General features: G+C 74.7%; 18 protein-coding genes. 1 reads left to right on the top strand and 17 read right to left on the bottom strand.

The genetic code is table 11. From position 1 onward, the window contains the following. Positions 1–159 precede the first annotated feature (159 nt). The 15 genes from O4J56_RS25600 to O4J56_RS25670 all read right to left on the bottom strand — a co-directional run bounded on the left by O4J56_RS25600 (position 160) and on the right by O4J56_RS25670 (position 17,993). Positions 160–654 (bottom strand): MarR family winged helix-turn-helix transcriptional regulator, encoded by a 495-nt coding sequence (locus O4J56_RS25600; protein WP_270689282.1) that lies wholly within the window; start codon positions 652–654, stop codon positions 160–162. A 73-nt stretch (positions 655–727) separates the two neighbouring features. Next, positions 728–1,948 (bottom strand): aminotransferase family protein, encoded by a 1,221-nt coding sequence (locus O4J56_RS25605; RefSeq protein WP_270689284.1) that lies wholly within the window; start codon positions 1,946–1,948, stop codon positions 728–730. A gap of 422 nt (positions 1,949–2,370) precedes the next feature. Next, positions 2,371–4,866 (bottom strand): phenylalanine--tRNA ligase subunit beta, encoded by a 2,496-nt coding sequence (pheT, locus tag O4J56_RS25610; RefSeq protein ID WP_270689286.1) that lies wholly within the window; start codon positions 4,864–4,866, stop codon positions 2,371–2,373. Continuing rightward, positions 4,866–5,984 carry a phenylalanine--tRNA ligase subunit alpha gene (gene pheS, locus O4J56_RS25615; protein ID WP_270689288.1) on the bottom strand — a complete coding sequence of 373 codons (1,119 nt, stop codon included), beginning with the start codon at positions 5,982–5,984 and terminating at the stop codon, positions 4,866–4,868. The genes pheT and pheS overlap by 1 nt, the downstream gene beginning before the upstream one ends. A 93-nt stretch (positions 5,985–6,077) precedes the next feature. Further along, a complete protein-coding gene (locus O4J56_RS25620) occupies positions 6,078–7,160 on the bottom strand; it encodes a sensor histidine kinase (RefSeq protein ID WP_270689311.1) in 1,083 nt (360 codons plus the stop codon). A gap of 251 nt (positions 7,161–7,411) precedes the next feature. Further along, positions 7,412–8,257, bottom strand: coding sequence for a TrmH family RNA methyltransferase (locus O4J56_RS25625; protein ID WP_270689290.1), 846 nt, complete (start codon positions 8,255–8,257; stop codon positions 7,412–7,414). Between the two features lie 20 nt (positions 8,258–8,277). Then, positions 8,278–8,658, bottom strand: a complete 381-nt coding sequence (rplT, locus tag O4J56_RS25630) for a 50S ribosomal protein L20 (protein WP_270689292.1) — start codon at positions 8,656–8,658, stop codon at positions 8,278–8,280. 71 nt (positions 8,659–8,729) lie between these two features. Then, on the bottom strand, positions 8,730–8,921 hold the full coding sequence (rpmI, locus tag O4J56_RS25635; protein ID WP_270689294.1) for a 50S ribosomal protein L35: 192 nt from the start codon (positions 8,919–8,921) through the stop codon (positions 8,730–8,732). 91 nt (positions 8,922–9,012) lie between these two features. Beyond that, complete coding sequence (gene infC / locus O4J56_RS25640; protein WP_333563821.1) at positions 9,013–9,642, bottom strand: translation initiation factor IF-3; 630 nt, start codon at positions 9,640–9,642, stop codon at positions 9,013–9,015. 390 nt (positions 9,643–10,032) lie between these two features. After that, positions 10,033–10,875, bottom strand: coding sequence for a shikimate dehydrogenase (locus O4J56_RS25645; protein ID WP_270689296.1), 843 nt, complete (start codon positions 10,873–10,875; stop codon positions 10,033–10,035). After that, positions 10,875–13,310, bottom strand: a complete 2,436-nt coding sequence (mltG, locus tag O4J56_RS25650) for an endolytic transglycosylase MltG (RefSeq protein WP_270689298.1) — start codon at positions 13,308–13,310, stop codon at positions 10,875–10,877. The genes O4J56_RS25645 and mltG overlap by 1 nt, the downstream gene beginning before the upstream one ends. Then, positions 13,307–13,786, bottom strand: a complete 480-nt coding sequence (gene ruvX / locus O4J56_RS25655) for a Holliday junction resolvase RuvX (RefSeq protein ID WP_270689300.1) — start codon at positions 13,784–13,786, stop codon at positions 13,307–13,309. The genes mltG and ruvX overlap by 4 nt, the downstream gene beginning before the upstream one ends. A gap of 834 nt (positions 13,787–14,620) precedes the next feature. Next, entirely contained in the window at positions 14,621–17,290 is a 2,670-nt protein-coding gene (gene alaS, locus O4J56_RS25660) for an alanine--tRNA ligase (RefSeq protein ID WP_270689302.1), read from the bottom strand. Next, positions 17,290–17,604 carry a hypothetical protein gene (locus O4J56_RS25665; RefSeq protein WP_270689304.1) on the bottom strand — a complete coding sequence of 105 codons (315 nt, stop codon included), beginning with the start codon at positions 17,602–17,604 and terminating at the stop codon, positions 17,290–17,292. The genes alaS and O4J56_RS25665 overlap by 1 nt, the downstream gene beginning before the upstream one ends. After that, entirely contained in the window at positions 17,601–17,993 is a 393-nt protein-coding gene (locus O4J56_RS25670) for a DUF948 domain-containing protein (RefSeq protein ID WP_270689306.1), read from the bottom strand. Before O4J56_RS25670 ends, O4J56_RS25665 begins: the two co-directional genes overlap by 4 nt. Positions 17,994–18,279: 286 nt before the next feature. On the opposite strand from O4J56_RS25670, the gene O4J56_RS25675 reads away from it, so the two are divergent. After that, entirely contained in the window at positions 18,280–19,848 is a 1,569-nt protein-coding gene (locus O4J56_RS25675) for a serine/threonine protein kinase (protein ID WP_270689307.1), read from the top strand. 588 nt (positions 19,849–20,436) lie between these two features. On the opposite strand, the gene O4J56_RS25680 is transcribed toward O4J56_RS25675, so the two are convergent. Both O4J56_RS25680 and O4J56_RS25685 read right to left on the bottom strand, forming a co-directional pair. Then, on the bottom strand, positions 20,437–21,780 hold the full coding sequence (locus O4J56_RS25680) for a replication-associated recombination protein A (protein ID WP_270689309.1): 1,344 nt from the start codon (positions 21,778–21,780) through the stop codon (positions 20,437–20,439). A 215-nt stretch (positions 21,781–21,995) separates the two neighbouring features. Continuing rightward, entirely contained in the window at positions 21,996–24,008 is a 2,013-nt protein-coding gene (locus O4J56_RS25685) for a SpoIIE family protein phosphatase (RefSeq protein WP_270689310.1), read from the bottom strand. Positions 24,009–25,686: the final 1,678 nt, after the last annotated feature.

Consider the following 25,686-nt stretch of genomic DNA (forward strand, 5'->3'; position numbering starts at 1 on the left):
CGGGCCCCCGACGACGGCCAGCCGCCACCGCTACCCGCTCACCCCGGGTGGGCCCTCGGAAGGGCGAAGGGCAGCGTCCGCCCGTCCTGCCCGGACGCCCGGGGCGGGGCTCCCCTCCCCGCCCACCGGCGTCCGTCGTCCACCCAGAACCCGCCGGGCTCACTCACCCGCGCGGGCGTTGTCCCTCAAGGCCCTCGCCAGCTCGGCCAGCTTCGCGACGCCCTCGGCCCCGATCACGCTGAGGACGTGCTCCCTCAGCAGGGCCGCGTGGCGGACCTTGGCCTCGTCGGCCACCTCACGTCCGGCGGGGGTCAGCACCGCATAGACCACCCGCCGGTCCGTGGGGCAGGACTCGCGGGCCAGATAGCCCTTGTGCGCCATCCGGTCCGCGAGCTTGGTGAAACCGCCGCTGCTCAGGCTCACCTCGCGGGCGAGCCTGCTCATCGGCAGCCGGTGCTCCGGCGACCGCTGCAGCCGGATGAGGACCTCGAACCAGGGGCCGGCCATTTCGCCGCCGCTGACGTCGACCCCCTTGAGCAGCATCGGGTCGATGTCCCTGAGCGCCTCGTGGACCAGGCCCCAGGCGGTGATCAGATCATCATCGGTCGGTCCTTCGGTCGGCCCATCGGCCCGCCCGGCGGTCGGCCCGCCCATCTCCCGTGACTCATTTTCCACAGAAAACTTCTTCCTAAGAAACATTTCTGTGGAAAGGATACCTCCCCGGGGGCTACCGGGCCGCCACCGCGTCCAGGGCGCCCCGCACCGTCGCCACCAGGTGCTCGATCTGCTCCCAGGTGATCACCAGCGGCGGCGAGATGAGCAGCGTCTCCGGGATCGCCCGCACCACCACGCCGCGCGAGCGGGCCTCGGTGAACACATCCGGCGCGGTCACCCCGCGCTCGGCGGCCTCGGCGTTCAGCTTCACCGCCGCCATCACGCCCGTGCCCGCGCGCACCTGTTCGACCAGCGGGTGGTCCTCCAGGGTGCGCACCGCCGACTCCAGCTGCACCTCGATCTCCCGGGCCACGGTGAACAGGTCCTCGCGCTCGAGGATGTCCATGTTGGCCTGGGCAGCCGCGCAGCAGGACGGGTGCCCCGCGTACGTGGTGCCGTGGTGGAAGGGGTTGCCCGGCCGGTTCCAGAACGGCTCGGCGATGCGACCGTCGACGATCACCCCGCCCAGCGGAAGGTACCCGCTGGTGACCCCCTTGGCGAAGACCACCATGTCCGGGCGGACGCCGAAGCGCTCGATGCCGAACCAGTCCCCCAGCCGGGCGAAGCCGCAGATGACGCTGTCGGCGACGAACAGCACCCCGTACCGGCGGCAGATCCGGGAGACCTCCTCGAAGTAGCCCGGCTCCGGGGCGTACACCCCGCCCGCGCCGATCACCGGCTCGGCGAAGAACGCCGCCACCCGCTCGGGCCCGACCCGCAGGATCTCGGCCTCCAGCGCGGCGGCCGAGTCGTGCGGCACCACCGAGGCGTCCTCCACCGTCGGCCCGAAGCCCTCGCGGAACCGGTCCATCCCGATGATGCCGGTGCCGAAGCCGTGCAGGCCGTGGTACCCCCCGGTGCGGGAGATCAGGTGGGTGCGCTCGGGGGAGCCCACCGCCGCGAAGTAGCGCCGCGCCAGCTTGGCCGCGGTCTCGATGGACTCGCCGCCCCCGCAGGTGAGGATGACCCTGGGGTCGGCCACCGGGGCGTGAGCGGCCAGCCGCTCGCTCAGCTCGATCGCCGGGGCGTTGGCGAAGTCGCCGTAGACCGTGTAGGCCTCCAGCTCGGTCATCTGCCGGTGCACCGCGTCGGCGATCTCCTTGCGGCCGTGCCCGACATTGCAGTACCAGAGGCTCGCGGTCCCGTCGAGATAGCGGTCCCCGGACTCGTCCCAGAGCCACACGCCCTCGGCGCGCGCCACCGTGAACTTCGGGCCCTGGGTGACCCGGTGCATATCGCTGAACGTATGCCAGAAGCGTCCGGGCTCCCGCTGCTTAAGCTGTTCGCGGGCATACGAAACCACTGTTTCGGTCATAAACCGACCTCCGAGCCACGTCGTGCGTGCGTCGAGCACGCGAGAACGCCGAGTGAAACAGCTGTTCCGCGAGAGTCCGGCGAGCCCGGGTCGCGGCAGGTGCCTGCAGGTTAAGGCCGCGTCCGCCCCCGGTTCAAGAGACGAAACAAGGAATACTCCCCCGATTTACAAGAGGCATTCACGCTACCCTCCGCCCTGCCTCGCAAAACCCCGCACCACCAGGGATTACGCGGCGAAAAAAATCCCGCACCGGACGGGCTCGTCCGGTGCGGGACCTTGTCAGGTCGCGGGCCGCCCGCGGTCCCGAGGGGACCGGCGGGCACGAGCGGCGCCGCGCCGCGCTAACCGCGCAGGACCGCCCCCGTGCGCTCGGCCGCGGCGGCCACGGCCGCCTCGCGCGCCTGCGCCGCCTCCTCCGCGGTCAGGGTCCGGTCGGAGGCGCGGAACCGCAGCGTGTAGGCGAGCGACTTGCGCCCCTCCCCCACCTGCTCGCCGGTGAAGATGTCGAACAGCCGCACGTCCTCCAGCAGCTCTCCGGCACCGGACCGCAGCGCCGCCTCGACCTCGCCCGCGGGCACGTCCTGCCCGACCACCAGGGCCACGTCCTGGATGGCGACCGGGTAGGACGACACGTGCGGCGCCGTCAGCGGCTCGGCCGCCTCCAGCAGCAGGTCCAGGCCGATCTCCATGGCGACCGTGCGCGGCGGCAGCCCGTAGGCGTTGACGACACGCGGGTGCAGCTCCCCGGCGTGCCCCACGAGCACCTCACCGCCGCCGGTGACCGCGTACAGCGCCGCGCACCGCCCCGGGTGCCAGGGCGCGTACTGCGCCGCGCGCACCACGAGCTCCACGCGGGCGGCGCGGGCGACCTCGCGGGCCGACTCCACGGCGTCGGACCAGGACACCTCACGGCCCTCGCCCCACCACCCGGCGGGCTCACGGCGTCCGGCCAGCACGGCCGCCGCGCGCAGCGGCTGCTCGGGCAGCGCCGCGTCCAGCGCCTCGCGCTCCTCGGCCGTGGGGGCGCGGTCGACCCCCGGCAGCGGCGCGCGCTCCGGCGCACCCTCCTTGGGCAGGTACACCAGCCCGGTCTCGTACAGGGCGACGTCGGCCATGCCCCGCCCCACATTGCGCACCAGCGTGGTGAGCAGCCCCGGGAGCAGGGTGGTGCGCAGCAGCGGCGCGTCGTCGTTGAGCGGGTTGGCCAGCCGGACGCAGGTGCGGCGCGGGTCGTCGGCCTCGATCTGGAGCCCGTCGAGGTCGCGCTCGCCGATGAACGGGTAGCACAGCACCTCGTTGTGCCCCGACGCGGCCAGGGCCCGGCCCACCGCCCGGCGCATGCGCTGGGAGGGGGTGAGCCCGCGCCCGGCGGGCGCGCGCGGCGGCACCGACGGGATGTTCTCGTACCCCTCCAGGCGGATGACCTCTTCGGCGAGGTCGTTGGGGTCGGTCAGGTCGGGCCGCCAGGTGGGCGGGGTGACGCTGAGCGCGTCGCCGTCGCCCTCCACCGCGCAGCCCATCTGCTCCAGCCGGTGCACGACGGTCGCCCGCGGGTAGTCCACCCCGGCGACCCGCCCGGGGTGGGCGGCGTCCAGCGCGATCGGGCGCGGCGCCCGGCCGGCGCCCACCGCCGTGTAGCCGGGCTCCACCTGCGCGCCGCCGAGCTCGGCCAGAAGGTCCGCGGCGCGGGTGGCGGCCCGCAGCTGCAGGTCGGAGTCGATGCCGCGCTCGAAGCGCCGGGAGGACTCCGAGGAGAGCTGGTGGCGGCGGGAGGCGCGGGCGATGTGCGTCTCGTCGAAGTGCCCGGCCTCGACGATGACGTTCCGGGTGTCCTCGCCGACCTCGGTCTCGGCGCCGCCCATGACACCGGCGATGTTGACCGGGCCGCGGTCGTCGGCGATGACGATGTCGTCGGGGTCGAGGTCGCGCTTGACGTGGTCGAGGGTCTCCAGCGACTCGCCCTTGCGGGCGGAGCGCACCCGCAGGGCGCCCTGGATGCGGTCGCCGTCCCACGCGTGCAGGGGCTGGCCCAGCTCCATCATCACGTAGTTGGTGATGTCGACCGCCAGCGAGATGGAGCGCACGCCGCACAGGGCCAGGCGCCGCTTCATCCAGATCGGGGTGGGCGCGGCCGGGTCGTACCCGCGCGCGGTGCGCAGCACGTAGTTGCCGCACAGGGCGGGGTCGGCCTCGGCCGGGTGGCCCCCGCCCGCGGTTCCAGCGACCCCGACCGCCTCGGCGGGGTCGCGGAAGTCCGTGCCGTACAGGGCGGCGGCGTCGCGGGCCACGCCCCGCACCGACAGCGCGTAGCCGCGGTCGGGGGTGACGGCGATGTCGAGGACGTCCTCGCGCAGCGGCAGGAAGCCGAAGGCGTCCTCGCCGGGCTCGGCGGTGCCGGGCTCCAGGACGATGATGCCCGCGTGGTCCTCCCACAGGTTCAGCTCGGAGGCCGAGCAGATCATGCCCTCGGACATGCGGCCGTAGGTCTTGCGGGCGCCGATGGCGAAGCCGCCGGGCAGCTCGGCCCCGGGCAGGGCCACCACGACCAGGTCGCCCTCGGCGAAGTTGCGGGCGCCGCAGACGATGCCCTGCGGCTCGCCGGTGCCGTTGGCCCGGCCCACGTCGACCCGGCAGAACCGGATGGGCTTCTTGAAGCCGGTCAGCTCCTCGATCTCCAGGACCCGCCCGGCGACCAGCGGCCCGGTGATGTCCGCGCCGACGGCCTCGACCGTCTCCACCTCCAGCCCGGCCTCGATGAGGCGGGCGGCCAGGGAGCGGGCGGTGGTGCCCTCGGGCAGGCCGGTGTACTCGCGCAGCCAGGAAAGGGGGACGCGCATCAGATCTCCATCCCGAAGGCCGAGGTGAACCGGGCGTCGCCCTCGACCATGTCGTGCATGTCCTCGACGCCGTTGGCGAACATCAGCGTGCGCTCGATGCCCAGCCCGAAGGCCCAGCCGCTGTAGCGCCCGGTGTCCACCCCCGCGGCGGTGAGCACCCGCGGGTTGACCACGCCGCACCCGCCGATCTCGATCCACCCCTCCGAGGAGCAGGTGCGGCAGGGGCGGTCGGGGTCGCCCACCGAGGCGCCCCGGCACACGAAGCACTCCATGTCGACCTCGGCCGACGGCTCGGTGAAGGGGAAGTAGGAGGCCCGGAAGCGGGTCCGCAGGCCGCTGCCGAACATCCCCTCCACGAAGGCGTCGATCGCGCCGCGCAGGTGGGCCATGGTGATGCCCTCGTCCACGACCAGGCCCTCGAGCTGGTGGAAGACGGGGGTGTGGGTGGCGTCCAGCTCGTCGGTGCGGAAGGTGGTGCCGGGGGCGACCACGTAGACGGGCAGCTCGCGCTCCAGCAGCGCCCGCACCTGCACCGGGGAGGTGTGGGTGCGCAGCACCTGCCGGGACTCCCCGCCGGAGGGCGCCTGCACGAAGAAGGTGTCCTGCATGGTGCGGGCGGGGTGGTCGGGCAGGAAGTTCAGGGCGTCGAAGTTGTACCACTCGGCCTCGACCTCGGGGCCCTCGGCCACCTCGAAGCCCATGGCGACGAAGATGTCGGTCATGCGCTCGGCGACGGTGGTCAGGGGGTGCCGGGCCCCGCGGGGCGCGCGGCCGGTGGGCAGGGTGACGTCGACGGCCTCGTCGATGAGGACGCGGCGGTCGCGCTCGGCCTCCAGCTCGGCCTGGCGGTCCTTGAGGGCCTGGCCGACCCGCTTGCGGGCGCCGCCGACGCGCTTGCCGGCCTCGGCCTTGGCGGAGGGGGGCAGCGAGCCGATCTCGCGGTTGGCCAGGGCGAGCGGGGAGCGGTCCCCGGCGTGCGCGGCCTTGGCCTCCTTCAGGGCCTCCAGGGTGTCGGCCGCCGCGATCGCGGCCAGGGCCGCGTCGAGCATCGTGGCGACCTCGTCGGGGTGGAGGGGCGTCACCTCGACCGGGTCATAGGAGTTGTTGGGTGCAGACATGGTTCTTTCGCCTCGCAGCCCGCCGCGGCGGCGGGCTCTGGCCGACAAGGAGCAGTCACTGCTGGTGGAAGGCCCGCCGCTGCGCCGGTCCGCTCAGGCGAACTCGGGGGCGCCGGCGGGCACGGTAAATCGGAACTCCGCGCCCCCCGCGGGGGCGCGGCCGACGGTGATCGCGCCGCCGTGGGCCTCGATCAGGCCCTTGACGATGAACAGCCCCAGGCCGGTGCCGCCGCGGCGCCGGGAGCGCCAGAACTGGCGGAAGACGCGCGGCACGGCCTCGGGCGGAATGCCCGTGCCCTCGTCGCGCACCGACACGGCTGCTCCCTCCTCATGCGGCTCGATCACTATGGTGACAGTACCAGCGCCGTGCCGCACCGCGTTTTCCACCAGGTTGGACAGGATCTGCTCGATCTTGTCGGCGTCCAGCCACAGCTCGGGCAGCGGGCCGGCCACGTGCAGCCGGAACCGCTCGGCGGCATCGCCCGCGGCGATCCGCCCGGCGACCACCTTGCGCACCCGCTCGGGCAGGTCGACCACGGCGCGGCGCACCTCCAGCCGCCCGGACTCGATCCGCGAGACGCTGAGCAGCTCGGTGATCAGGCGGGTGACCCGGTCGGCGTCGGCGTTGACGGTCTCCAGCATGAAGATCTTCTGCCGCTCGGTGAGCCGGTCCCACTTGGCCAGCACGGTGGCGGTGAAGCCCTTGACGCTGGTCAGCGGGGAGCGCAGTTCGTGGGCGACGGTGGAGACCAGGTCGGCGCGGCCGCGGTCGGCGCGCTCGCGCGGGGCGGCGTCGCGCAGCGTGACCACCAGGCGGGCCAGCGGCCCGGCGGGGCGCCCGCGCACGTAGCGGGCGCTCATCAGCACCTCGCGGCCGTCGCCCAGGTGGAGGCGGCGCTCGGGCTGGCGGGTGCGGGTGCGCAGGCCGCCGTAGGGGTCGGAGCACTTCCACCAGTCGCGGCCGTCGGCGTCGGTCAGCGGCAGGACGTCGCGCAGGTCGCGGCCGAGCGCGGCGTCGGGGTCGGTGCGGCACAGGCGGGCGGCCATCCGGTTGAACACCACGACGCGCCCGGCGCCGTCGGCGACGAGCAGCCCGTCCGGCAGGTCGTCGGCGGCGACGGCGGTGCCGGCCGCGGTCCCTGCGCTCTGGTCGCCGTCCACGACCGCCTCCCGCACCCTCGCAACGCCCCTGGCGGCGCCGCCGCCCTCCCCCGGTGTCACCGAAGGTCAGTACCCTTCCGCGGGAGCGGCTAGTCGGACCGGGTGCGGGGCTCCGCCGTGATGGACCGAGCGTAGCGGCTCCGGCGGGGGCGCGGGCAAGTCGCCGCAGGACCGGCAGCGCCCGCGCCGCACCGGACGCGGCCCGCTGCGGCCCAGGTGACGTGCGTGTTCCGCGCGCCTACCCGGATCACGGGTCGTAACGGAGGTTAAGCGCCGTCCGCATCGCGGCGCGCGGACGGACCGCCGGGCCTGCGCTGCTCGCGCGCGGTGGTGTACAGGCACACCGCGGCGGCCGTGGCGAGGTTGAGGCTCTCGGCGGCGCCGTAGATCGGCACGCTCACCGCGCCGTCGGTCAGCGCGAGGGTCTCGGCGGGCAGACCCCAGGCCTCGTTGCCGAAGACCCAGGCGACGGGGCCGCCGAGGCCGCCCGCGTCGGCGGTGGCGTGCAGGTCGGCGTCGCCGCCGCCGTCGGCGGCCCACACCGCGGCGCCCTCGCCGCGCAGCAGGTCCACCGCCTCGGCGGCGGGGACGTCCACCACCACGGGCAGGTGGAACAGGCTCCCGGCCGAGGCGCGCACGCACTTGCCGTTGTAGGGGTCGACCGAGGCGTCGGTGAACACCACGGCGTCGGCCCCGGCCGCGTCGGCGGTGCGCAGCACCGTTCCGGCGTTGCCGGGGTCGCGCACGTGGGACAGGACGGCCACCAGGCGGGCGCCGCGCACCCGCTCCAGCGGCACGTCCACGAACGGGCAGACCGCCACCAGCCCCTGGGGGGTGACCGTCTGCGCCAGCTCGGCCATCACCTCCACGCTGACCCGGTGCACCGGAACGTCCGCGGCGTAGGCGGCGGTGACCAGGTCGTCGTGGCGGCGGGCGGCCTCGGCGGTGGCGAACAGCTCGGCCACGCCGCCGGGGCGGGCCAGCGCCTCGCGCACCGCCTGCGGGCCCTCCGCCAGGAAGCGCCGCTCGCGCTGGCGGAAGGCGCGCTTGGCGAGCCGACGAGCCCCCTTGATCCGGGGGGAGCGGACGCTCGTGTACTCGTGGCTCGCCATCGCGGACCCGTGCTCCGGGGTCAGGCCGCGGCCTGGGAGGCGGGGGCGGGCAGGTTCTTCTTCGCCGTCTGGACCAGGGAGGCGAACGCGGCCGGGTCGTTGACCGCGAGCTCGGCGAGCATGCGGCGGTCGACCTCGATGCCGGCGGTCTTCAGGCCCTGCATGAACCGGTTGTAGGTGAGGCCGTTCGCGCGGGCGCCGGCGTTGATGCGCTGGATCCACAGGCGGCGGAACTGGCCCTTGCGGTCCTTGCGGTCCCGGTAGGAGTAGGTCATCGAGTGGAGCATCTGCTCCTTGGCCTTGCGGTACAGGCGCGACCGCTGGCCGCGGTAGCCGCTGGCCCGCTCGAGGACGACCCGGCGCTTCTTCTTGGCGTTGAGAGCCCGCTTCACGCGTGCCACTGTGACTCCTCAGAGGTTCCCGGTGACGCTCACCGCGCCACCGCTTCGTCTACGTCCGAACGCGGCCGGGCTCAGCCCAGCAGCTTCTTGATCTTCTTGGCGTCGGCACGCGCCATCTCCACCTCGCCGGACAGGCGTCGGGTGCGCTTGGAGGGCTTGTGCTCCAGCAGGTGGTTCTTGTTGGCACGGCGGCGCATGATCTTGCCGGAGCCGGTCACGCGGAAGCGCTTGCTGGCACCACTGTGCGATTTGTTCTTCGGCATCTCGCCGTCGTCTCCTACTCGTTGTCTCGGCTGCGCACGCCCGGCGCCGGGCCGCCCGGAGCGGCCCGGCGCCGGCGTGTCGGCGGGCGGGTCAGCCCTGCCCGCTCTCCTGCTCCTCGCGGCGCTGTTCGCGGCGGGTCTTGCCGCCGCCGGCGGCGCGGGCCTCGGCCTTGTGCTCGGAGCGGCGCTTGTGCGGCCCCAGGACCATGACCATGTTGCGGCCGTCCTGCTTGGGCTGCGACTCCACCGATCCCAGGTCCTGGACGTCCTCGGCCAGCCGGGCCAGCAGTCGGCGGCCCAGCTCGGGGCGCGACTGCTCACGGCCGCGGAACATGATCGTCACCTTGACCTTGTCCCCGCCCTTGAGGAAGCGCTCGACGTGACCCTTCTTGGTGTCGTAGTCGTGCGCGTCGATCTTCGGGCGGAGCTTGATCTCCTTGATGATCGTGTTCGACTGGTTCTTACGCGACTCGCGCGCCTTGACCGCGGACTCGTACTTGAACTTGCCGTAGTCCATCAGCTTGGCGACCGGCGGCCGCGCGGTCGGGGCGACCTCGACCAAGTCGAGGTCGGCCTCCTGTGCCAGGCGCAGGGCGTCCTGCACGGGCACGATGCCGACCTGCTCGCCATTGGGCCCGACGAGTCGGACCTCGGAAACCCGGATGCGGTCGTTGATGCGGGGCTCGGCGCTGATGAGACCCCTCCCTAGCCTTGTCGTGATGCTCCGTAGTAGGGGTTCCCACCCGCGGCCCCGGGATTAAGGGGGCGGAAAGCGAAAAACCCCGCCAGCCGTGGCAAGCGGGGTGATCCACCGGGCGGCGGACATGTGCGTCCGGCGGAGCCGTGCGGCCCCGCGCGGTGCGTCGCACCGCCGACCGGATACCTGTGCGAGCTGCGCCCGACAGGTGGGAGGACCCGCCTCCGCTTGCGTCCCGGGCGCGTGCGCGCCCGGTTCAGGTCAGGACCCCACTCTACCAGGGTCGCCGGACCCGATGGGCCTCCGCTGGGGGGACACCCTGTACGCCCGCCAACGCCGGTGCGCAGCGGGCTATTCCCGGGCACCGCGGCGCCCGGCCCCACGACGGCGGCGCCGTCGCGGGGGCCGGCGCGGTCACGCCCGCTCGGCCGCGGCCTTCTCGGCCCGCCGGGCGAGTTCGGCCTCGCCCGCGCGGCGCATCCGCTCCACCGGGGCCCGCTCGGCCCCGGTCATCAGCTCCACCTGAGCCGCCGCCTGGTGCAGCAGCATCGGGAAGCCACCGACGACGGTGCGTCCGGCCTCCGCCGCCGCTCGCCCCAGCACGGTCGGCCACGGGCTGTAGACCACGTCGAACACGGCGGCGCCGCTCGCGGCGACCGTGTCGGCCCAGGGGTCGGCGGCACCGGACGGCAGCGTGCTGGCCACCAGGTCGACGTCGATGTGGCGCTCCAGCTCGGCCAGGGGCGCCAGCTCCACGGCGATCCCGGCGCGCTCCCCGGCCAGCCGCACGCCCTCGGCCCGCGCGGGGTCCCGGGCCAGCACCGTGACCGACGCCGCACCCAGGCGGCGCAGGGCCGCGACGGCGGAGGCGGCCGTCGCCCCGCCGCCCAGCACCGCGGCGGTGCGCGGGGCGCCGGCCCCGGCTTCGCGGAGCGCCTCGCCGATGCCGTACACGTCGGTGTTGTAGGCCAGGCGCCGCCCTTCGCGGAAGACCAGCGTGTTCGACGCGCCCACCTCGCGGGAGGCGTCGTCGGCGGCGTCGGCGGCGTCCAGGGCGGCCTTCTTGAGCGGCATGGTCAGCGACAGGCCCGCCCATTCGGGGCCGCAGCCGCGCAGGAACGGCAGCAGCCCGTCCTCCCGGCACTCGTGGCGCCCGTAGCTCCACTCCCCCGCGATGCCCAGCGCCTCGTAGGCGGCCCCGTGCAGCACCGGGGACAGCGAGTGCTCCACGGGCGAGCCCAGCACGGCCGCGCGCATCAGGCGCCCCCCTGCTGGCTCTGCTGGAACCGCTGCTTGAGCAACTGGAACTCCTCGTAGGTCTCGGCGAATTCGGTGACCCCGTTCTCCGGGTCGGTCGCCACGAAGTACAGGTAGTCCGCGTCGGAGGGGTTCAGCGCCGCCTTGATGGCGGCCTCCCCCGGGCTGACGAACGGCCCGGCGGGCAGGCCCTTGCGGCCGTAGGTGGCGTAGTCGCTGTCCTCGGCCTTGCACCGGTCGAGCTGGTCGTTGGTCAGGGCGATGCCGTGCTCGCCGATGACGTAGAAGCAGGTGCTGTCCATGCCCAGCTCCATGCCCTGCTCCAGGCGGTTGTGGACCACCGCGGAGATGTCCGGCATGTCCTCGACCGACCCGGTCTCGGCCTGCACGATGGCGGCCACCGCCATCACCTCGTTCGGGTCCATGTCCGCCGCCTCGGCCGACGCCTCCAGGTCGACCCCGGGGTCCTCGGCGACCTGGCCGAACCGGCGCACCATCATGGACAGCGCGTCCTGGGCGGTCATGTCGGGGGTGAAGGTGTAGGTGTCCGGGAACAGGTAGCCCTCGGTGCCCTTCTCGGCGTAGTCGGGCACGCCGAGCGAGGCCGGGTCGTCGAACGCGGCCTGCAGGTCCTCCAGCGGGATGCCGGCCTCCTCCGACACCTGCGCCAGGATCTCCGAGCCCCGCTTGCCCTCCTTGATGGTGACCCGGGTCTCGGCGCGGGCGGAGGGGTCGAGCATCAGCTCCACCGCCGCGTCCGCGCTCATCTCCGAGCGCAGCCGGTAGGTGCCGGGCGGCAGCTCGGCCCCGGCCTCGCCGAGCGCGTTGGTGAACGCCCGGGAGCTGGCCACCACGCCCGCGTCCTCCAGGATGCCGCCGATGGCGCCGCCGGAGGCGCCCTCCGGGACGACGACCTCGACCTCGCCGCTACCCGCGCCGTCGTAGTCGGCGGGGAACAGGTAGGTGCGCGCGGCGAAGCCGCCGCCCGCGACGACGACAGCCAGGGCGGCGCCGACCACGATGACCTTGGTCCTCCCGCTGCGGGCGGGGCGGTCCCCGTCCCCGCCGCGGCCCCGGCCCCGGTTCCCGCCGCCGCGGCGGCGGGAGCGGCGGGGGGCCTCGCGGTCATCGCTCCGGCGCGAACGGCGCCCGCGCGGGGCGGGCTCGGCGTGCGCGTCGTCCCCGGGGCCGTCGCCGCGGTCGTCGTCGGTGTCCGGATCGGTCGAGTGGTCGGGCTCGGCGTGCCTGCGCCGGGGCGTCTCCGGCGCGTACTCGGGCGCCGCGGGGGCGGCCGCCGCGAGCGGTTCCGACGGGTGCGGGTCGGCTTCGGGCCCACGCCGCTCCCGGCGGCCCCGCCGCTCCCGGCGCCCGGTGCGCTCGGTGCGCCCCGCACGCTCGGCGCGCCCCGCGCGCCCGCGTCGGTCCGGGCCATCCGGGGGATCGTCGTACCCGTCGTCCGCGCCCTCTTCGTGCTCGGCGTACTCGGCGGGTTCGCGCTCGGGCCCGGAGCGGCGCGCCCTGCGCCGCCCGCCCTTGCGCGTCACCGGAACCGCGTCGAAGTCCAGGGTGCGCCGGGGCAGCGGGCGGTCGAACGGGTCGTCCTCGCCCTCGTCCGGCGCGGAGCCCAGGCCCAGCGGGTCGGCCTCGTCCTCGTCCCCCCGGCGGCGGCGACGGCCGCGGGGCCGGTGGCCGTCGGGGTCTGCGGGACCGGCGGGCAGCGGGCCGGAGTCGGGGGAGGGGCCGCGCGGCGGAGGGGCCGCGGCGCCGCCCTCAGGGGCGGGACCCACAAGGTCGGGGTCGGTCTCGGGTTTGCGGCGGCGGCCCCGCCGGGGGCCGCCGGAGGCCTGCGGCGCCGCGGGGCCGCCGGACACCCCGGGCCACGAGCCGGTGTCCGGGCCTGAGCCGGGCGAGGCGCCCGCGGACCGGTCACCCGGCTGTGCGGCCGGAGCGGCGGGCCACGCGCCGGTGTCCTGCCCCGGCCAGGCCCCCGTCTCCGGGGACGTGGGGGCCGGGCCGCCGAGCGGGTCGGACAGCGGGTCCGCGCCGCCGGTGGCGTGGCGGCCGTGCCTGGGCGGTCGGGGGGCCGCGTCGGTGAACGGCTCCCCTGCGGGCGCTGGGCCCCCGGAGGCGTGCCGGGCCCCCGGCGGGGGCGCGGCGGACCAGGGGTCGGTGAGCGGGTCGCCCGACCGGCCCGGGGCGCCGAGGGGGTCGGCCTGGCCCGCGGCGGAGGCGCCGGCCGCGCGGCGGCGCCCGCCGAGCGCGGACCCCAGGTCGGAGCGTGGGCCCTCGACCGGGCCGGAGTGCGGCCCGGAGCGCGGGTCGGCCGCGGGGCGGGCGTGTGGGCCGGTCAGCGGGTCCGGCTCGGCGGGCTCCTCCGAGCGGGCCCTGCGGCCCCGGTAGGGTCGCCGGTCGCCGTAGGGGTCGTTGCCGCTCATCGGACCACCTCGACGATCTCCCCCGGGGGACGGCCCGCTGTGCGCTCGGTGTCCAGCGCCGCCTGCAGCAGGACCACGGCGGCCGCCTGGTCGATCACGGCGCGGCGGGCGCGGCCCGCCCGGGCGCCGCGCTTGGCGTGCCCGGGGCCGGAGACCAGCTGCTGCTGGGCGGTCACGGTGGTCAGCCGCTCGTCGACCATGCGCACCGGCACCGGGTCCAGCTTGGCGGCCAGCGCCGCGGCGAACGCGCGCGCCGACCGGGCGGCGGCCCCCTCCGCTCCGGACAGCGACGCGGGCAGGCCGACCACGACCTCCCTGGCCTCGCGCTCGACCACCAGGGCGGCGATGCGGTCGAGGTCTCCCCGGCCGCGGCGGACGGTCTCCACGGGGGAGGCCAGCACACCGCCCGGGTCACTGGCGGCGACGCCGATGCGGGCGTCACCGGGGTCCACGGCCAGACGTACGCCGTTCCTCAACGAGCGGACTCCCCCGTGCGGGAACCAGGGCATGGCGCGGGGATCACGGCCCGCCGCACGGCGCCGGGGTGCGGCCCGCGCCGCTCCTCCGGCGGCCGGCGGCGCGGCCGGAGCGCCGCTGTCCGGGCGGCGGCCGCACCCGGACGCCGCTCACGATCCATGCGACCCACCCTACGGGCGGTGGCAGGGGTCACGTCTCGTTCCTTTCTGGCGGGCACCGCGCCGGGCGGCTGGCGCGGCGGCGGTCCACCGCGGCGCTGGGCTTCCTGCGCTTGTCGCGCGCCGCGGCGGGCTGGAGCGTGTCGCGTGGACCACCGCGTGCGGCGCGACGCCCGGGCACGGCCCACGCCGCGTCCCCATCGGACGGCGGCCCGGTCGGGACGCCCTCCTCTACGCGACGGCCGCACCTGGACACCGTCCCCGACGGGCCTGATCCAGGCAACACACCTTAGGGGGTTTTGCGTGGATCATCACCGGCGGCACGGCGAACGGACACGACTCTCACTGAGTTCTCAATGGTCGACGGCCCTTCGGCCCGACTCCCCTCTTCGGCCTCGCGGTGGCCGCACGCGGACAGCGCCCACGACGGGCGCGGTCCGGAGCGGCACGCGGGGAGGCGATGCGCAGATCACGGCCTCGCGCGCGGCGCCCGGGCGCCGCGCGCCGTATAGCCGCCGACCTGCCGGACCGGCTCCCCCGTCCCCGGGGGACACGGCGGCCCTGCGATGGACACGCCCGGGCGCCGCTCGCGGCGGCCATGACCCACACGACGACTCCCTGGGCGGGACCCCGACGGAGCGCGGCCCCGCCTGACGGCTCCGCCCCGCAAGCGGCTCAGGCGGACTCACCGACGCGCGCATCGATGGCGCCGAGGGCGCGGTCGATCGCGGCGGGGTCGGTGCCGCCGCCCTGGGCGACGTCGGGCTTGCCGCCCCCGCCGCCGCCGAGCTCGCGCGCGGCGACGCCCACCAGGTCCCCGGCCTTCAGGCCGCGCTTCTGGGCGGCCTTGTTGGCGGCGACCACGACCACGGGCCGGTCCTTGGGCACCCCGGCCACGGCGACCACGGCGGGGCGGTCCTCGCCGAGCCGCCCGCGCACGTCCAGTGCCAGCTTGCGCAGGTCGTCACCGGTGGCGCCGTCCTCGGCGCGGTGGGCGACCAGCAGCACGCCGGCGCGCTCGCGGGCGCCGTCGGCCAGCCCGGCGGCGGCCTGGAGCACCTGGGCGGCGCGCAGCCGCTCGATCTCCTTCTCGGCGGCGCGCATCCGGGAGACCAGGGAGTCGATGCGCTCGGGCAGCTCCTCGCGCGGGGCCTTGAGCTGCTCGGAGAGCTGGCCGACCAGCATGGACTCCTTGGACAGGCGGCGGAAGGCGTCGATGCCGACGGCGGCCTCCACGCGGCGCACGCCCGAGCCGACCGAGGACTCGCCCAGCACCTTGACCACGCCGAGGCGGCCGGTGGCCGGGACATGGGTGCCTCCGCACAGCTCGCGGGAGTAGTCGCTCATCTCGACCACGCGCACCCGGTCGCCGTACTTCTCGCCGAACATGGCCAGGGCGCCCATCTTCAGCGCCTCGTCCAGGGAGGTCTGGAAGTCGCGGACCGGGATGTCGTCGGCCAGGACGGTGTTGACCTCCTCCTCGACCTCGGCCAGCTCCTCGGGGCGCAGCGGCCGGTCGGCGGTGAAGTCGAAGCGCAGCCGCCCGGGCTGGTTCTCCGACCCGGCCTGCCCGGCCGAGGGGCCCAGCGCATTGCGCAGCGCCGAGTGGATGAGGTGGGTGGCCGAGTGGGAGCGGGAGACCGAGGCGCGGCGGCCGCCGTCGATGGCGGCGTGCACCGGGTCGTCGACCACCAGCTCGCCGGAGCGCACCGTGCCGCGGTGGACGAACAGGCCGGGCAGCGGCTTCTGCACGTCCTCGACGTCGGCGGTGCCGCGGCCGTCGGCGCTGATGGTGCCCTTGTCGGCGAGCTGGCCGCCGGACTCGGCGTAGAAGGGGGTGCGGTCGAGCACGATCTCGACCTTGTCCCCGGCGCGGGCGACGTCGACCGCCTGCCCGTCGACGATCAGGCCCAGGACGCGGGCCTCGCCCTCCTGGTCGGTGTAGCCGAGGAAGTCGGTGGCGCCGGAGGTGTCCAGGAGCCGCGCGTAGACGCTGACGTCGGCGTTGCCGAGCTTCTTGGCCTTGGCGTCGCGCTTGGCGGTGTCCCGCTGCTGCTGCATGAGCGAGTCGAAGGCGTTCTCGTCGACCTCCAGCCCCTGCTCGGCCGCCATCTCCAGGGTGAGGTCGATGGGGAAGCCGTAGGTGTCGTGGAGCTGGAAGGCGTCGGAGCCGGAGAAGGTGGTGCCGCCCGCGGCGCGGGTGCGCTCGGCCGCGCGGTTGAACAGCGCGGTGCCCGAGCGCAGGGTGTCGGCGAAGTTGCGCTCCTCGGCGTCGATGACGCCGTGGATCATCGCCGCCTTCTCGAGCAGGTCCGGGTAGATGTCCTTCATCGCGTCGATGCTGACCGCGGTCAGCTCGTGCATGTGGAAGGCGTCGGAGCCGGAGAGCAGCCGCAGGTTGCGGATGGAGCGGCGCAGGATCCGGCGCAGGACGTACCCGGCCTTCTCGTTGCCGGGCCGCACCCCGTCGCCGACCAGCATGACGGCGCTGCGCACGTGGTCGGCGACCACGCGCAGCATGACGTCCTGGCCGGAGTCGTCGCCGTAGCGGGTGCCGGTGAGCTCGGCGGCCTTGGCCAGCACGCGGCCGATGATGTCGGTCTCGTAGATGTTGTCGACGCCCTGCAGCACCGAGGCCAGGCGCTCCAGGCCCAGGCCGGTGTCGATGTTCTTCTTGGGCAGGTCGCCGAGGATCGGGTAGTCCTTGCCGGACCCCTCGCCCCGCTCGTACTGCATGAAGACGAGGTTCCAGATCTCGATGTAGCGGTCCTCGTCGGCCGCGGGGCCGCCGTCGGCGCCGTACTCGGGGCCGCGGTCGTAGAAGATCTCCGAGCAGGGGCCGCAGGGGCCGGGCACGCCCATGTCCCAGTAGTTCTCGTCCATCCCCATGCGCTGGATGCGCTCGGGGCGCACGCCGACCTTGTCGCGCCAGATGGCGGCGGCCTCGTCGTCGTCGAGGTAGACGGTCACCCACAGCCGCTCGGGGTCGATGCCGAAGCCGCCCTCCTCGACGGGGGTGGTCACCAGCTCCCAGGCCAGCGGGATGGCCCGCTCCTTGAAGTAGTCGCCGAAGGAGAAGTTGCCGAGCATCTGGAAGAAGGTGGCGTGCCGGGCGGTCTTGCCGACCTCTTCGATGTCCTTGGTGCGGATGCACTTCTGCACGCTGGTGGCGGTGTCGTAGGGCGGCGTGCGCTGGCCCAGGAAGTAGGGCTTGAACGGCACCATGCCGGCCGGGACCAGCAGCAGCGTGGGGTCCTCGGCGACCAGGCTCGCGGAGGGGACGACGGTGTGTCCGTTCTTCTCGAAGAATGCGAGGAAGCGGCGTGCGATTTCTGCCGTCTCCATCAGCGGCCGTCCTTCATCTCGGGGGCGCCGTTCGCGCCGCGCGTTTCGATCTGTGCCCGGACGGGGCGGGGAAGCCCGCCGGGACCCGACCGCTCGGCGGAGTAGAGGCGAAGGAGCTCGGCCTCCCGCTGCTCCATGGCGTCGTGGACGTCCTCGTTGAACTCGCGGAGAGCGGCCCGGTAGTCGGCGACGCGGTCCTCGACGCGGTCGGCGATGCCTTCCGGACTCCACGCACGTGCCGTGCGGTTGAGCCTGTGCACAACATACCCGCCGAGCACGGCTCCCGCGACGAGATAGATCAGGCGGCCGGTCACCGGCGCTCCCTCCTGCGGCGGGTGCGCACCAGCGCCAGGGCCCTGCGCTGACCCATCACGCGGCGCACACCGTAGGACAGCGACGCGATCTTCACAAGCGGCCCGCTCACCACCGACCGGGTGAGCGCGGTCATGGTGGACAGGTCCTCGGTGGAGGCCGCGACGTTGGCGGTGATCTCCTCCACGCGCTCCAGCGAGGCGTCGGTGCGCTCCACGGTGGCGGCCACGTCGTCGAGCAGCGGCCGGGTGCGCTCACCGAAGTCGGCCACGACCTTGGTGGCCTCGGTGAGCAGCCGGGTCAGCTTGACGAGGGTCACGCACAGGAACGCGACCAGGACGGTCCAGACCACCGCCGCGATGAGGGCGGCGAGCTCTCCTCCGGTCAGCATGCGGGCTCCGTTGGCGGTCGGGGTTCGGGGGCTCTCCGGGGGGACGGGGCCGCACGGCCGGGGGCGGGCGGGGGCGCCGCGCCTGCGGCCGGGCCGGGAAGCCGGTCCGGGAGCCGAATACGGACGACCCTATCGCGTCCGGAAGGCGTGCGCCCTCCCCTGTGCGGGGCGTGGCGCCCGGACCGCGCACGGCCGGCGCGTCGACGGATCGACCGCTATGCACGAGAATCGGAGACGGCACACCATTCGCCCCCCATCACGACGACAGGCTGGACAGGACCCCCGCATGAGCCGACGCTCCCCGAACGAGATGTCCGTTCTGGTCCCTCCGAACCTGGGGCCGCTGGCCCCGTCCGACCCTCGGCGTCTGGGCCCCTACCTGGTGATCGGGCGGATCGGGCAGGGCGGCACCGGGACCGTGTTCGCCGCGGTGGACCCGATGGGCGGGGACGACCCGCTGGCCGCGGTCAAGGCGCTGCACTCCACCGAGCTGGACGACCCGCACGCCCGCGGGGCGCTGCACACCCGCCTGGACGCGCTGGCCGCGGTGGACGGGCGGGTGTACGTGCCCCCGGTGCGCTTCGACGCCGAGGCGTCGCCTCCGTGGCTGGCGATGCCCTACGTCTCGGGCATCCCGCTGGCGGCCTACATCCGGCGGCGCGGGCCCATGGGGCCGGGGCGGCTGCTGGCGCTGGCGGCCGGGCTGGCCGAGGGGCTGCTGGCGCTGCACCGGCGGCACGTGCCGCACGGCGACATCAAGCCCGGCAACGTGATCATCGGCAGCAAGGGGCCGCGCATCCTGGACTGCGCGCTGCCCGGAGACGACGAGGTGCTGCGGCGCACCGCCGGGGCGTGGCTCAGCCCGGAGCGGCACCAGGGGGCGCCGCCGTCGCCGGGCGCGGACGTGTTCGCCTGGGGGGCGGTGCTGGCGTTCGCCGCCACCGGCAAGCTGCCGTTCGGGCTGGGCGAGCCGGAGGTGCTGGCGCGGCGGGTGCAGACCGAGGAGCCGGTGCTGGACGGGGTGCCGCGGGAGCTGATGCCGCTGGTCTCCCGCGCGCTGGCCAAGGACCCGGCGGAGCGGCCCTCCATCCGTGAGCTGATCGGCTCGGCGATCGCCGCCTGGGAGCAGATCGTCGCCGAGGGCGGCGACGGGACCGGGCAGGCGGGCGTGCGGGGGACCGCGGTGACCAAGGTGCTGTCCCGGGAGTGGCAGGGCGTGGTGGAGCCCGCCCGGCTGCCGCGGATGATCCACCTGGACGACGGGGCGGTGCGCCGGCCGGGGCGGGTGCCGCTGCTGATCGGCGGGGCCGCGGTCGTGGTGGCGCTGCTGGGCGGCGGCGCGTGGGCGGGGCTGCAGGTGGTGGGCGGCGGGGACGAGCCCGCGCCCCGGCCCTCGGAGTCGCCGTCGGCGCCGGTGGAGACGCAGGAGGGGCCGCGCACCGCGACGGTGCGGTTCGACCCCACCGAGCAGGAGAACCCGCAGGACGGCCCGTGGGTGTTCACCCGGGTGGAGGAGGCCGACCCCGGCGCCGAGCCCCCGGAGGGCGGGGCGATCCGCCCGGAGGACTGGGACGCCTACTGGGTGCCCGCGGAGGGGGCGGAGCCGGAGACGGCGGTCATCCCCGAGGACGCCGAGGTGCTGTGCGCGAACTACTGCACCCCCGGCCCGGGGTGGATCGAGGACGGCCGCGGCACCTACGAGGCGACCGGGGCCGAGTTCACGGACTACCTGTCGTGGGGGCGGGTGGTGATCGCGGAGGTCGAGTTCGCCGAGGCCGGTGGAGAGGGCGGCGACGGCGGCGAGCCGGAGATCGTCCGGATCACCGAGCTGTACCCGCAGCCGTTGGAGGGCTGAGCGGGCCGGTGGCGGGGGGCGTCTGCGGGCGGGGCGCCGGTGAGGCGCAGGACCGGCGATGGCCGGATCGGTTCGGCATGAAGCCGATGCGACCGGATCGGCCCTGGGCGGACGGAGCTCACCGCTCCAGGTCCCGTCTGGAGTTCCCCCTTCACCTGGCCACCCCCGTTGTTGATCTCGGGAGAATCGACGCTAAAACCGCGCTTTTAGGGGCGTTTTTCCCGAGATCAACGGGAATCCGGGCCGGACAGGCCCGCACCGGCGGGACGCCACAGGACTCCGGACAGGTCCTAGGAGATGCGACCTCGTCTCTAGGAGACGCGACCTCGTCCCGGCTTCGGATCCCTGAACGCCGCCGCCCTGCCCGCCGACCCGTCGCCGGTCTCTTGACCGGCAGCCCGCCTTTGCGAGCGTGGCCTGGGCCTCTGCCGTGCCGCTCCGGAGAAGCCGATGCGGAAGGCACCGACGGTGCCCCGCCGAGTGATGCGACGTTCGCCGTCAGGACAGGTCGGTCCCGTCCCAGGAGCGTCACCGGTTGGCCCACCCGAGGGACGGAAGCCCGATCGAAAAGCCTCTGAGGCCCACGCCCTAGCCGTCGGAGCCGTCCCCGGAGCCCCCGGGGCGGCGGACCTCCTTGATGCGCTCCAGCACCTCGGCGTAGCGGCGCTCGGCGCCGTGGGAGGTCGGGCGGTAGTACTCGGTGCCGTCCAGGCCGTCCGGGGCGTACTGCTGGGCCACCACCCCGCCCGGGTAGTCGTGGGCGTACTTGTAGCCCTCCCCGTGGCCGAGCTGCTCGGCGCCCTTGTAGTGGCCGTCGCGCAGGTGCGCGGGCACCGCTCCGGCGCGGCCGGCGCGCACGTCGCCCATGGCCGCGTCGATCGCGCGGATGACCGCGTTCGACTTGGGCGCCAGGCTGATGTGCACCACCGCCTGGGCCAGGTTGATGCGCGCCTCGGGCAGCCCGATCAGCTCCACCGCCTGGGCCGCGGCCACCGCCGTCTGCAGGGCCGCGGGGTCGGCCATCCCCACGTCCTCGCTGGCGTGCACGACGAGGCGCCGGGCGATGAACCGGGGGTCCTCCCCCGCCTCGATCATCCGGGCCAGGTAGTGCAGGGCGGCGTCCGGGTCGCTGCCGCGCATGCTCTTGATGAACGCGCTGATCACGTCGTAGTGCTGGTCGCCGGAGCGGTCGTAGCGCACCGCGTGCCGGTCGACCGCGCGCTCCAGGTCGGCCAGGGTGATCTCGTCGCGCTCCCCCGCCACCAGGGAGGCGGCCTCCAGGTAGGTCAGGGAGCGGCGCCCGTCGCCGCCGGCGAGGCGGACCAGGTGCTCCTCGGCCTCGGCGGAGAGGGTGTGGCGGCCGCCGAGTCCGCGCTCGTCCTCCAGGGCGCGGGCGAGCACGCCGCGCACGTCGTCGTCGGACAGCGACTCCAGGGTGAGCAGCAGCGACCGCGACAGCAGCGGGGACACGACGGAGAAGAAGGGGTTCTCGGTGGTGGCGCCGATGAAGCTGACCCACCGGTTCTCCACCGCCGGGAGCAGGGCGTCCTGCTGGGTCTTGCTGAAGCGGTGCACCTCGTCGACGAAGAGGAGGGTGCGGGTGCCGCGCATGCCCATGAGGCGGCGCGCCTCGTCGATGACCGCGCGCACCTCCTTGACCCCGGCGCTGACCGCGGACAGCTCCACGAAGCGGCGGTCGGTGGCGCGGCTGACCACGGTGGCCAGGGTGGTCTTTCCGGTGCCGGGCGGACCCCACAGGAACAGCGACATGGGGGCGTCGTCCTCGACCAGGCGGCGGAGCGGGCTGCCCGCGCCCAGCAGGTGCCCCTGGCCGGCCACCTCGTCCAGGGTGCGCGGGCGCATCCGCACGGCCAGCGGCTCCTGGGCGCGCTGGGCCTCGGCTCCAGCGTCGTCGAACAGCGTTTCGGACACGCCTCCACGGTATCGGGTCGCACCCACCGCCCCGGGCGGCCGGAGCTCGGAGACGGAGGCCGGAGCAGGAGGCCGGAGGCTCCAGCCGGTGCCGCGGGGCCGTCGTCCCTCCGGACGGTGCTCGACCGGGCGGTGGAGCGCCCGCGGCGGGGAGCCATTCGCCGCCGACGGCCGTCGGGCGCGCGGGGCTCTGCGTGCCGCCGCCCGGGGTCTCCTCAGCCGCTCATCCGGGCGATGAGGATGGCGATGTCGTCGCCGCGCCCGGCCGGGGCCAGGGCGGCCAGGCTCGTCGCGGCGGCGTGCACGTCGGCGCCCATGCTCATCAGCGCCTCGCCGGTGGCGGCAAGGCCGTCGTCCATGGACACATCCGAGCTCTCCACCAGCCCGTCGGAGCACATCAGCAGGGTCTCCCCCGGGTGCAGCACCCGCTCGGTCACCGAGTACTTGCTCTCGGAGTCCACGCCCACCGGCGGGCCGGTCTCCACCTCCCAGGCCTCGTAGCCGTCCTCGGTGGCGATGATCGCCGGCGGCTGCCCGGCCCAGGCCGCGCGCATCCGGCCGGTGTCCAGGTCCAGGACGAGGTAGCCGCAGGTCGCGAAGACGATCTCGCCCGTCTCGGTGAGGAGGCGGTTGGTCTCGGCCAGCACCGCGCCCGGGTCGGCCTCGGTGGTGGCGTAGGCGCGGAAGGCGACCCGGATCTGGCCCATGGCGGCGGCCGCCTCCACGCCGTGGCCCTGCACGTCGCCCACGACCAGGCCGACGCGGCGCCCGGGCAGGCGGATCACGTCGTAGAAGTCGCCGCAGACCCGCCACCCGGCGCGGGCGGGCAGGTACCTCACGGCGATGTCGAGGTCGCCCACGTGCGGGATCTGCGGGGGCAGCATGCGGCGCTGCACCTCGTCGGCCAGCTCCAGCTCTTCGAGCTGCCGGTACACGCGCTGCAGGGCCTGCCCGGCCAGACCGGCGAGGGTGAGCATGAGGGCGCGCTCGTCGGGGGTGGCGTGGTGCGGGCGGTTCCAGGCGACCTGCCACACGCCCAGCGCGACGCGGCGGTCGCCGAAGATGGGCACGGTGGCCCAGGACTGGGAGCGGGAGCGGGCCATCAGGGGCTCGGCGGCCGGGAAGCGCTCCAGCATCTCGGCCCGGCTCTCGAAGAAGCGGGGCTGGCGGTCCTGGACGACCGCGCCCATGGGGTAGGCCGCGTCGGCGGCGTCCCGGCCGTCGATGAGCGGTTCGGTGCCCGAGCGCACCCGGGCCGTCGGGTAGGGGCGCAGCACGCCGTCCTCGACCAACATCACCCCGGCGGCGCTGCCGCCGAAGATGGGCACGAAGTCCTCCGCGAGCAGGCCGGTGACCTCGTCCACGGTGGTGGCCGAGACGAGCTTGGCGGCCAGCTCGGTGACCTGGCGGCCCTGGGCGGCCTCGATCCGGCGGCGGTCGGCCAGGCGGCGGATGAGCTGCACGTGCTCGGTGACGTCGTCGACGACGCCGACCAGCCGGGGGCCGGTCGGGCCCTCCACGTAGCGGGCCTTGGCGTGCAGGACCCGCTCGTCGCCGACCAGGTCGGTCATCCGGAACCGCTGCTCGTAGTCGCGGCCCAGGTGGGAGGCCTCGACCGCGTCGCGAACCCGGGCGATGTCGTCCGGGTGCACGCGGACCAGGAGCGCCTCCAGGTCGCGGGCGTCCCCGGCGAGCATCCGGCCCAGCGGCGAGGGGCCGAAGAGTTCGCGGATGCGGCCGGTGCGCAGGTCCAGGCTCCACAGGGCGGTGTCGGACCCGGCGGTGCGCAGCTCGGTGAGGGCGCGCACGGCCTCCTCGTCGCGCACCGTCTCCTGGAGCATGACCACCGCGGCGGCGGTGCCGGGGGCGTCGTCGGCGCCGGGCAGGGCGCGCACGCGCACGGTGAGGCGGCGCCGCTCGCCGTCGGGGCGGAGCAGGCCCACCGCCCGGGGGCGGGGTTCCTGCCGTTTGAAGGCGCCTCCGTGCAGGTCCCAGGCGCGGCCGGAGTCGGCGCCGGAGAGCAGGTCGGGCCAGGGGCGTCCGACCAGCTCCTCGGCGGAGACGCCGACGGCCTCGGTGAAGGCCCGGTTGGCCTGGACGATCACGCCGGAGCGGTCGACCGCGGCCAAGGCCGCGGGCGCACCGGCGAAGGCCGCGTCGGCCCCGCCCTCCCCGCGGGCCGGCTGCGGTCCGACCGTCCCCTCCGCTGCGCCGGTTGTGCGGTTCACGTGCTGTTTCAATCCCTGGTGTCGGTGCGGACGCCTCCGGGCCGCGGCGCTCGGAGGTACATCGGGCGTCCGATTCGGATCAGTTTAGCCATCCTGGCCGCGTTCGCGCCGCCGCTGCTCCGGGAGGTCGTGGCTGTCGGGCACCGCGCGGAGGAAAGCGCGGCCACGGGAGGCGGGATGGGCCGTTCACCGGCCGGGCGGGGCGCCCGCGGCGCCCAGTGCATCCGCGGCACGCCCCACGTTATGCCAATCGGGAGCGTTTTCGCGCCTTTCCCGCGCCGGGCGGGGCGCATCCGCCCCCGGACCGGCCGCGACGCGCCGGGCGGAACCGGATTCCGGAGCAGAAAACACCCGCTCGCCCGTCCGTTTCCGGACAATTCCGCAGGTCCGATTCCCCCAGGATCGCGCGTCGGCGATTCCGACACGTTCGAGCAGAGGTCACGAAAAGGTTCCGGTTCCCCCGGAGTCGCCACGGCGGACACCGACGTAAAAGACAAAAAGAACGAACACGACGGGTAATGACCCGACGATGGAACGACCGCCGGGGACCACCACAAGGCGGCGACACACCCCACGGAGAGAGGGCGAGGGAGGTGGGCGTCTCCCAGTGACAGCGACCGAGGTGGGCAGCCCACATGGCAGCGTCGCCGGGCGCGGCGCGTGCGGATGGTCACCGGAGGGGGCAGCGACGGCCAAAGCCCAGCGGTTCCCCGGCCCCGCCTGCCGTCCGCCAGGCCCCGGGAGGGCAGGCGGCTGAGCTGGTACCCCGCTCACGCCCCTCGGCCGGGCGGCGGCCCACCGGAGTTCCAGGTAGAAGGCGGCGACGAAGAAAGGGCAGCACCCCTCGGGGCAGCGCTGTCGGGCGCGGCGCGTGCGGATGGTCACCGGAGGGGGCAGCGACGGCCAAAGCTCAGCGGTTCCCGAGCCCCGCCTGCCGTCCGCCAGGCCCCTCGCGGTCCGGGAGGGCGGCGCTTGGCCAGGGTTCGCGGTCTTCGCCGCCCGGGACGCCCGCCGGGTCATCCCAGGGAACCCATGCAGGCCCCCGACCTGGACGAACACTCCCCGTTAAGCACGAAAGAAGGCCGGAAACGCGCTCCGCGACGTCCGCGCAAGCCCCGCGGCGACGAACACGGCCACACCAGAACGGGATTCGGGAACAGGATGCCCGGTTCATACCCGTTCGCACCACCCGGACCGCCGTCCGGGGGGACGTGCGGCCGACCGGTCGCCCCAGCCGCGCACCCAAGGCCCGAGAGGGCCGATATCGACTACACACGGTGACACCGGGCCCAACAAACGACTCTGATGTGCCATTTAAGGCCCCACCGATACCGAATCCCGTTCTGGTATCGCGATGACCGTGCACCCGCACCGCGCCTGGGCCCGCTCCGGACGTCGAACAGGGCGCAGGAGAAGGCTCGGCACCCTCGAAACCAGGCAAACCGGACGTCGGGCCGGTATGGGCTCGCCCGGAACCCGCCTTCCGGGCGCCCAGGGCAGCCCGGGGGCATCCTGCGTCGTGAAACCGACGCCTGATCAGCCCAAAAGCGTCGACTTCACGACACAGGATGCGCGACCCCCTCCCCCGCCGCCCGGTATGCCCGACATGCACCGCCCGGGAGGCCCCCTCCGCGATGATCTCGGGGAAGTCGGGGTTAAACCGGACACGATAAGCCCG

Source organism: Nocardiopsis endophytica (genome assembly GCF_027706725.1).
Lineage (GTDB): Bacteria > Actinomycetota > Actinomycetes > Streptosporangiales > Streptosporangiaceae > Nocardiopsis_A > Nocardiopsis_A endophytica.